Source organism: Actinosynnema sp., from assembly GCF_052038725.1.
This window is the reverse complement of record NZ_JBQGCX010000595.1, coordinates 1-1941: the sequence shown is the minus strand read 5'-3', so window position 1 is coordinate 1941 and position 1941 is coordinate 1. Positions and strand designations below refer to the sequence as shown.

4 protein-coding genes are annotated in these 1941 nt (G+C 67.2%); 2 read left to right on the top strand and 2 right to left on the bottom strand.

Features of this window, described 5'->3' with window-relative positions; translation table 11 throughout:
- Window positions 1-338, top strand: a 338-nt coding sequence (locus ACTUAL_RS12495; RefSeq protein ID WP_440900347.1) for a hypothetical protein, incomplete at its 5' end; no start/stop codon positions are given.
- 9 nt (window positions 339-347) lie between these two features.
- Here ACTUAL_RS12495 and ACTUAL_RS12490 read toward each other — a convergent pair.
- Window positions 348-524, bottom strand: a complete 177-nt coding sequence (locus ACTUAL_RS12490) for a hypothetical protein (RefSeq protein ID WP_440900346.1) — start codon at window positions 522-524, stop codon at window positions 348-350.
- 167 nt (window positions 525-691) lie between these two features.
- Window positions 692-1135: a hypothetical protein gene (locus ACTUAL_RS12485; RefSeq protein ID WP_440900345.1), complete on the bottom strand. Its 444-nt coding sequence runs from the start codon at window positions 1133-1135 to the stop codon at window positions 692-694.
- 439 nt (window positions 1136-1574) lie between these two features.
- Between ACTUAL_RS12485 and ACTUAL_RS12480 the strand changes: the two genes are divergently transcribed.
- Window positions 1575-1941: hypothetical protein (locus tag ACTUAL_RS12480; protein WP_440900344.1), on the top strand; the 367-nt coding region annotated here is incomplete at its 3' end.

The following is a 1941-nucleotide window of genomic DNA, read 5'->3' as shown; positions in this document are numbered from 1 at the left end:
TCATGGGGAAGATGTCCGACTACGTCGAGATGACCCAGATGGACAGTTGGGATACCTTCACCCAGGCCGGGAATGCCTACAACAAGGCCCGGCTGCACGCGCGGTACGCGGTCAAGGCACCCGAGATCACCGCCGTGATCCACGACCTGGAGGCTGTCGGTGCGCAGCTCACCGAGCGCACCGGCAAGCTAATCCAGAGCAAGCGCGACGCGCACGGCGAAGCACCGATTGAGGACATCCTGAGCGCGTTGGAAATCCCTCGTGGGATCAACCACCTGTTGAACCGGTTGGAAGAATTGACGGACCAGCACTTCAAGGAGTCCGGCAGGCAGGCTTAGCCGCCCGTCTCACGGCCCCCACGAGTAGCCCTGCACGTCTTCGTCGAACGCCGCGTTCAGCTCCTCGTCGGTAATCCCGTCGTCGGGACGCAGCGAGCTGTCCCCGCCGAGCCCGGCTGCGTTGAGCACCGCCCACACCGCGTGGGCCACGGCCGCGTACTTGCGGGCGGTCACGTCGGGCGGCAACAGAATCTCAAGGCGACGGGCGGGCACGCGCACAGCGTGCCTCGCGAACCGCCGACCGCGCGAGCCCTTACCGAACGGCCACCGCCCCGCCGGTCCCGTGTTGAGCGGGACGCGGGACAGAGCGGAAAAGCTCGGCCTCGGGAATCGCATCCCGCCGGGCTCTCCGGCTACTTCGTCCCCGGCCCAGGCGGGACAGCAGCGCAGTCCGAACACCACCCGGTCGGGTGAATAGATCGCGCTGGGACCGGCGCGCGGACCACCGCGCTCATCGCCTCGCAGGGGGCCTCGTGCAGCCGCAGCCCCCGGAAGGCGAGCCTGTAAGCGTCCGGGTCGACCAGGTGCACCAAGCGGCGGAACACGCCAACCGGGCGGGCGGGCAGCTTCAGCAGCTCGTTGACGATCTCCGCGAGGCCGCCCGTGCGCTCCCAGGCGATGCGCACGCGGTCGCCCAGGCGCAGGCGCAGTCCCAACGCGTCGCCCTCGTCGCGCGGGTGTTGTCCGGCACCGTCTCGCGCAGCCAACGGCGGCCGAGTCGGAGAGCGGCCGGTCAGCCGGGCGGCGCCCGTCGACTTCTCCCCGACGCCGTCCACACGCTCGACGCCGATCTCCATGCCGCCTCCTGGGCTTGCGATAAGGCGACTTATTGTGAACGTCCTTGGGGAAGCCCTAGCCGCGGGGCCGCGACGGGCCGACGCCGTCGGCCTCGATGCCGTGCCAGTCGTCCCAGTCGCGGTACCGCCTCCAACGAGCAGGGCTTGTGGCGGTCGCGGGTCGCGCCGTCGCAGTAGACGCCGATCCAGACCACCGGACGACCCACACCGACAGTTACAAGATCGGCTGCGCTTCAGCTCTTTCAGGTGATCTTCCGCCCGTATCGCCACGCTCCGTAATCAATCGTAGGGGCGCGCCGATTACAGAACCGATTCATCTTGTCGAGATAGTCACCAGTCCTCCAAGTTCATGTACATTTCCGCAGTGGCCAGCACTCGTTCCCTTACGGGCAGAATCGCTCGCTTCAGGCTTCTTGCGCCATCGCAGGGCAGGTTGTACGTGGAGCCTGCCGACTGGATTCGCCAACAGGTTGAACCAGGCGCACTGATCACCCGCTACGGGAGGCAATGGCGCATCGGCCGCGTCGAAGAGGCAAGGGGCGTTCTTTCAGGCCGCATCGGCTACGAACGCGAGGCCAGCTCCGTCGAGCAGTATGACGAGGAGCAGAAGGACTTCGTGGAGTACGCCATCCGGTCCGGCGCCGTGACACCCTTCGCGATCGAACTAGAGACACTCGTCCTCGCCATCCAACACCGCCCACCGGACATCAGCATGGGCGCAGCGGCGAACGCCCTCGCACAGTTGCTGTCTGACCCTGAGCACCGGTGGACAGCGGAACCCCCCTCGCGACGGATTCCCCTGACCG

Excerpts from the sequence above, each read along its gene's own strand:
- ACTUAL_RS12485 (WP_440900345.1), bottom strand. The coding sequence starts at position 1,135 with ATGGAGATCGGCGTCGAGCGTGTGGACGGCGTCGGGGAGAAGTCGACG.